The organism is Arthrobacter horti (genome assembly GCF_030731045.1).
GTDB lineage: Bacteria > Actinomycetota > Actinomycetes > Actinomycetales > Micrococcaceae > Arthrobacter_E > Arthrobacter_E nanjingensis.
Genome location: NZ_JAVALS010000008.1, coordinates 112,570 through 119,120, shown reverse-complemented (window position 1 = coordinate 119,120; position 6,551 = coordinate 112,570). Strand labels below are relative to the sequence as shown.

Sequence of the window (6,551 nt, the reverse complement as noted above, 5' to 3'; positions counted from 1 at the left end):
CTCCATCAGAAAATTCAAAACCCGGCAAACACCAACCACCACGGGGTGATGATCAGCATCCACCAAACAAAACATTTGGTATCAAAAAAACATGACACACTATTGAGTTCTCAAACAACAGACATCACAACGAAACACACCACACATGATGATCATCGAAGGATTCAAACCACCCGACTCCCGACCAGAAGAACCTCTCAGCCCCTCCAGCCCCCGTCGCGGCGACCTGATCAACTTTACACGCCACCGGCGCTGCTCGCAAATCGGCCGTCCGGCGGTGCTTCGAGCGCCTCTCCAGGCCGGCCCGGGATGACCATCAGGCTGGACTCCCTCCCCCGGACGGAACATGCTGGAACGGACAACAGACCCTCCCGTACAAGGAGCCGCCATGCGCGTCGCACTCGCCCAGATCCTCAGTGGATCCGATCCCCAGGGGAACCTTGAACTGATCCGCCACCACACGGCCCAGGCCGCGGCCGCCGGTGCGCGGCTGGTGGTGTTCCCGGAAGCGAGCATGTGCGCCTTCGGCAATCCCCTGGGCCCGGTGGCGGAACCCCTGGACGGCGCGTGGGCGGAAGAGGTCCGGACGATCGCCCGGGATAACGGCGTGACCGTGGTGGCCGGCATGTTCAACCCGGGCGATGGTTCAGCCACGCACGGAGGACGCTCCCGGGTCCGTAACACCCTCCTGGTCACCGGGCCGGAGGTGGAGACCTCCTACACCAAGATCCACCTCTACGACGCGTTCGGCTTCGCGGAGTCGGACACCGTGGAGCCCGGGGCCACCCCGGTCACGTTCACCGTGGAAGGGATCACGTTCGGTCTTGCCACCTGCTACGACGTCCGCTTCCCCGCCCTCTTCACCGCTAATGCCCTGGCCGGCGCCCAGGCTCACATCGTCTGCGCATCCTGGGGTCCCGGTCCCGGCAAGGTGGAGCACTGGGAACTGCTCACCCGTGCCCGGGCGCTCGACACCACCAGCTACGTCCTCGCCGCCGGGCAGGCGGACCCGGCCGCGCTCGGCATTGAGAACCCGAAGAACCTTCCCACCGGCGTGGGGCACTCCGGCGTCGTCGGCCCGCTCGGCACGGATGTCATCCGTGCCGACGGCGCCGTGCAGCTGCTCGTCGCCGAGCTGGATCCGGAGGTGGTGGCGCAGGCACGCGCCACCCTGCCAGTCCTCGCCAACCGCGTGGATCTCTGACCGGATCACCAGGTACGACGACGGCCCGCCCTCCCCCGCAAGCCCACTGGAACGTGGGCGGCCGGGAGAGGACGGGCCGTCTTTCTGCGAGGCCTGCGGTCAGGAGACCGTGATGCTCGCGAGGTTCTTCTTGCCGCGGCGCAGCAGCAGGTACTTGCCGTGCAGCAGTTCGCCGGAGGAGACCACCTGGTCCACGTCGCTCACCTTGGCGTTGTTGACGTATGCGCCGCCCTCGGTGATGGTGCGGCGGGCGTCGGACTTGGACTTCACCAGGCCCGTGGCCACCAGCAGGTCCACCACAGCCAGCTCATCGGCCGCCACGGTAGCGGACGCGAGCTCCGCGGAGACCGCCAGGAGCGTCGGCTCGTCCAGCACGGACAGATCGCCGTTGCCGAACACGGCCGCGGACGCCGCGATGACCTTCTCGGTCGCGTCCACACCGTGCACCAGGCTGGTGACCTCCCACGCCAGGCGGCGCTGGGCGTCACGGGCGAACGGGCGCTCCGCCACGGCGATGGCGAGTTCCTCGATCTCGGCACGGCGGAGGAACGTGAAGACCTTCAGGCGGTCCACCACATCCGCGTCGGACGTGTTGAGCCAGAACTGGTAGAAGGTGTACGGCGAGCACATGTCGCCGTCAAGCCAGACGGCGTTGCCCTCGCTCTTGCCGAACTTGGTGCCGTCCGAGTTGGTGATCAGGGGCGTGCCCAGCGCGTGGACGCTGTGGCCTTCGACCTTGCGGATCAGCTCGGTGCCACTGGTCAGGTTGCCCCACTGATCGCTGCCGCCGGTCTGCAGGACGCAGTCGTAGGCACGGTGCAGCTCCAGGTAGTCCATGCCCTGCAGGATCTGGTAACTGAACTCGGTGTAGCTGATGCCCTCATCCGAGTTCAGGCGGCTGGCCACGATGTCCTTCTTGACCATCGTCCCGACGCGGAAGTGCTTGCCGATCTCACGCAGGAAGTCGATGGCGGACAGCGGCGCCGTCCAGTCCAGGTTGTTCACCAGGCGGGCGGCGTTCTCCCCCTCGAAGGACAGGAAGCGCGAGACCTGGCTCTGAAGACGTCCCACCCACTCGGCCACCGTCTCCTTGGTGTTCAGGACACGCTCGGCCGTCTGACGCGGGTCGCCGATCAGGCCGGTGGAGCCGCCCACCAGACCCAGGGGCTTGTGGCCGGCCAGCTGCAAACGGCGCATGACCAGCAGCTGGACCAGGTTGCCCAGGTGCAGGCTCGGGGCCGTCGGGTCGAAGCCGCAATAGTAGGTCACAGGCTCGCCGGCAAGGAGTTTCTCCAGCTCCGCCTCATCCGTGGACACGTGGATGAGGCCACGCCACTTCAGGTCCTGCCAGACGTTGGCGAAGGCGGGATCGTTCTTCTGGTTCTCCAGGCTTGCGCCCGGCATGGTTTCGCTCAGCTGTGACACCCTCTCAAAGTAGCATTCCGTGCGGCCCGTCTCAGACCGTGGACGAACCGACCGCTTCGATACCGTCCGGGACCGGTCCAGAAGCGATCAGCCGAAGCCGCTGCGTGGGGCGCGTCATGGCCACATACAGATCGCCCAGCCGGCCGTGCGCCTCCTCCAGGAGCTCATTCGGCTCGAGAATCACGACGCCGTCGAACTCCAGGCCCTTCGCCTCCTGCGGGCTGATGACCACGATGTCCTGCTCGTAGCTGCCCGAGCCTCCGCCCACCCGTGTGCCGTACACGGCGCGGAGGGCCTTCGTGGCCGGGGCCAGCTGACGCTCACCCGCGATGACGGCCAGCAGGCCGCCGTCGAGCAGTGAGAGCTCCTCAGGCAGTGCGCCCACCAGGGCGGGCACGACGCCGTCGCGCGCCACACGGTCGATGACCGTCTCCCAGGTGCCCTCCCGGACGGCCTTCGGGGCGGAGACGATCTGCCCGGCGGCGTTCGCCATGCGGACGGCCGCCTCGGCGATCTGCGACGGCGTGCGGTAGTTGACCGTCAGCTCCTCCAGCCGCCAGTGCTTGCCGAACTCCGGTGTCAGCGCCGAGGCCCAGGACTGGGCGCCGGCGGCCGAGCTGGTCTGGGCGATGTCGCCGACGATCGTGAAGGACTTCAGCGGGCAGCGGCGGGCCAGGAGGCGCCACTGCATGTGGGAGAGCTCCTGCGCCTCATCCACCACCACGTGGCCATAGGCCCAGGTCCGGTCCCCGCGGGCGCGGTCCGAGGCGCCGAGGCGGGCGTCATGCAGGGTGTTGGCCTCCACGATCTCCTCCGCGGTGAAGTTCGGGGTGCTCTCCAGATGCTCGATGTCGGCGAGCGCGCGCTTGGCGTCCTCGAGGTCGCGTTCCCGCTGGCGCTCGGCCGCGGCCGCGTTGCGTCCGGCGTGGATGTCGTACTCGCCCAGGAGCTCGGCGGCCTCGTCGAGGAGGGGGACGTCCGACTCGGTCCACCGTGCATCGGCAGCTCGTACCAGCAGAGCCCGCTCCTCATCGGTGAACCCGGGGGTGCACGCGCGCAGGATGGCGGGCTTGGAGAACAGATCCGTGAGGAGCTTCTCCGGTGTGACCGGCATCCAGGCCAGGTTGAGCGCCACCCGGACATCCCGGGAGGACCGCACGTCCTCCGCCAGGTACGAGCGGTCGGCGCTGTTGCCCGGGCTGGATGCCAGGACCTTCTCGGTCATCTGCTCGGTGAGTTCCCGCAGCAGGATCTTGACGAAGGTGGCGCGTGCCTCGTTGTGCGGCTTGCCGGTCTGGCGGGCCTTGTCGCGGGCGCGGGAGACCTGCCTCGGCGAGAGGACCAGCCGGTAGCCGTCCACCACCACCGTGCGCGGCTGTGCGAACGTCCGCTGACGCTGCGCGACGGCGTTGGCCACCACGACGGCCATGGCCAGGCGGCCCTTGAGCGCGGCAACCCGGGGGTCATGTTCGGCCACGGTGTCCACACCCGGGTAGAGGCGGCCGAGGCTCGCCATGACCACGCCGGTCTCACCGAGCGAGGGCAGGACACGTTCGATGTATTTCATGAAGGAGCTGCTGGGACCGACCAGGAGGACGCCGGCCGACTTCAGCCGCTCACGGTGGGAGTACAGCAGGTACGCGGCGCGGTGGAGCGCCACGGCCGTCTTGCCGGTGCCGGGGCCGCCCTGGACCACGAGTGCGCCGGAGATGGTGCTGCGGATGATCCGGTCCTGCTCGGCCTGGATGGTGCTGACGATGTCCGACATCTGGCCGGTGCGTTTGGAGTTCAGCGCGGCCAGGAGCGCCCCCTCGCCCTGATGACCGCCGTGCTCGCTGAGCATGCCCGGATCCAGGACGTCGTCTTCCATGGCCTTCAGCTCGCGTCCGGCCAGGATCAAGTGCCGGCGACGGCGGACGCCTTGCCGGTCGAACGCGGTGGCCTGATAGAAGTGCCCGGCCTCCGGCGCGCGCCAGTCCACCATGAGCCGCTGGAGGTCCTCCGTGGAGAGTCCGATGCGGCCGATGTACTGCGGTCCGCCCTCATCAAGATCCAGGCGGCCGAAGACCAGACGGTCCTCCACGGCGTCGAGCTGGGCCAGCCGGTCCTCATAGAGGGCCGCGAAAGCATCCCGCTCCGACACGTTCTGAATACTGCCGACGGCGCCGCTGCGCCGTACCCGGGCGAGCTGAGCCCTCTTCTCCTCGCGCAGCTCGTCCAGGCGGCTGTACAGCCCATGGACGTAATCGCGTTCGTGCGCCAGGTCGGTCTCGAGCATCAGGCAACTCCTCTTCCCCACGATTCACCACCGTTATGAATAACGGACCGTCCATTCTACAACCATCCAGGTGAACGATTGGGTATCTGAGCGGGGAAGCTCAGACCTTCTGGAGCACGTGCACGGATTCCGGGTCGACGCCGGCGGCGGAGAGCCGCTCGCGGCCAGGCAGTCCATCGAGTTCGAGCACGACGCCGATGCCGGTCACCTGGGTGCCGGCCCGCTCGAAGAGCGCATGGGCCGCGGCGAGGGTTCCGCCGGTGGCCAGGACGTCGTCCAGCAGCAGGACCCGGGTTCCCGGGGCGAGGTCGTTCTTGTGGATCTCCAGCGTGGCACTGCCGTATTCCAGGGCGTAATCCTGCGAGAACGTCTCCCGCGGCAGCTTGCCCGCCTTGCGGACGGCGACGACGCCGGTCCCGGAGGCGTAGGCGGCCGCGGCGGCGAGCAGGAAGCCCCTCGCCTCGACGCCGGCCACCACGTCGAAGCCGCCCCTGAACGGCTCGATGAGTGCTTCCACCACGGTGCGGAAGCCGGCTCCGTCGGCGAACACGGGGGTCAGATCGCGGAAGACGATCCCCTCTTCCGGGTAGTCGGGGATGACGGCGCAGAGGCGGTCGAGGACGGCAAGGGCGGATTCGTGGATTGCAGCTGACACGGCGTCCATCTTAGGCCTGTCAACCCGGAGTGGCGACGGTCACAATTGCTTCGGAAGCCGCCGGCCGCCGCGCAAGTCCGGACCGCTCCAGGCTCGCGCGGGCCAGGCTCGGCAGCGGGTAGTTTTCCCAGGGTCAAAATGGTATACCTAACAAAGTGATCCGCGTCACGTTGAGGCGCGGTCGCGACCCCACCTGGATCGGAAAGAACCACAAAACAGGCGTATATTCAATAGCAGGACGTCACATAGGTCATCGACCATGCCGTGGCGTCGACGCCACGTGCGCCAACTTTCGGATACCAAACAGCAACACGGCCTGGCGGCCGAGGAACGATTCAGCAGGAATCACGAAGGAGTACCCCATGCTCGACACCCGTACCGTGGACGAGACGTACCTGGAAGCCGCGGCCGCGGGCGATCTCGACGCCGTGAAGGCCGCACTGGCCAACGGCGCCGACAAGAACGCCGTCGACCGTGAAGAGGCCACCGCGATCCTGCGCGCCGCACGCGCCGGCCACCTCGACGTCGTCCGCGCCCTCATCGCCGAGGGCGTCGACATCGACGCTCAGGACCAGATCTGCGCCAACCCGTTCCTTCACGGCTGCATCAACGACCAGCTCGAACTGGTCAAGATCATGGTCGAGGCCGGCACCGACCTCAAGGCCCTGACCCGCATGGGCGGCAACGGCCTGACCCCCGCCGCTGAGAAGGGCTACCTTGAGCTGGTCCGCTACCTGCTCGAGAACACCCGTATCAACGTCAACCTGACGAACAACCTCGGCTGGACCGCGCTGATCGAAACGATCATCCTCGGCGACGGCGGCCCCGTCCGCCAGGAACTCGTCGGGCTGCTCCTGCAGCACGGCGCCAAGCCCGGCATGCCCGACAAGTGGGGCGTTCCCCCCATCGAACTGGCCCGCGAAAAGGGCTACACCGAAATCGTCTCCATCCTCGAACGCCACCTGGCCTAAGACCTCCCGAAGGGAAAA

At 67.5% G+C, this 6,551-nt stretch carries 5 protein-coding genes; 2 read left to right on the top strand and 3 right to left on the bottom strand.

All coding sequences use genetic code 11. The features are described from left to right. Positions 1–388 precede the first annotated feature (388 nt). On the top strand, positions 389–1,204 hold the full coding sequence (locus Q9R02_RS12140; protein ID WP_305996954.1) for a carbon-nitrogen hydrolase family protein: 816 nt from the start codon (positions 389–391) through the stop codon (positions 1,202–1,204). 99 nt (positions 1,205–1,303) lie between these two features. Here the strand turns inward: Q9R02_RS12140 and tyrS are convergent, their stop codons facing one another. From tyrS to Q9R02_RS12125, 3 genes are all read right to left on the bottom strand, one after another. Next, positions 1,304–2,608, bottom strand: coding sequence for a tyrosine--tRNA ligase (gene tyrS / locus Q9R02_RS12135; protein WP_305996963.1), 1,305 nt, complete (start codon positions 2,606–2,608; stop codon positions 1,304–1,306). 52 nt (positions 2,609–2,660) lie between these two features. Next, positions 2,661–4,907, bottom strand: a complete 2,247-nt coding sequence (locus Q9R02_RS12130) for a HelD family protein (protein ID WP_305996953.1) — start codon at positions 4,905–4,907, stop codon at positions 2,661–2,663. Positions 4,908–5,007: 100 nt separating this feature from the next. Further along, positions 5,008–5,571 (bottom strand): adenine phosphoribosyltransferase, encoded by a 564-nt coding sequence (locus tag Q9R02_RS12125; protein WP_425279268.1) that lies wholly within the window; start codon positions 5,569–5,571, stop codon positions 5,008–5,010. Positions 5,572–5,924: 353 nt separating this feature from the next. Here Q9R02_RS12125 and Q9R02_RS12120 point away from each other — a divergent pair, with 353 nt between their 5' ends. Then, entirely contained in the window at positions 5,925–6,533 is a 609-nt protein-coding gene (locus Q9R02_RS12120; protein ID WP_305996951.1) for an ankyrin repeat domain-containing protein, read from the top strand. Positions 6,534–6,551: the final 18 nt, after the last annotated feature.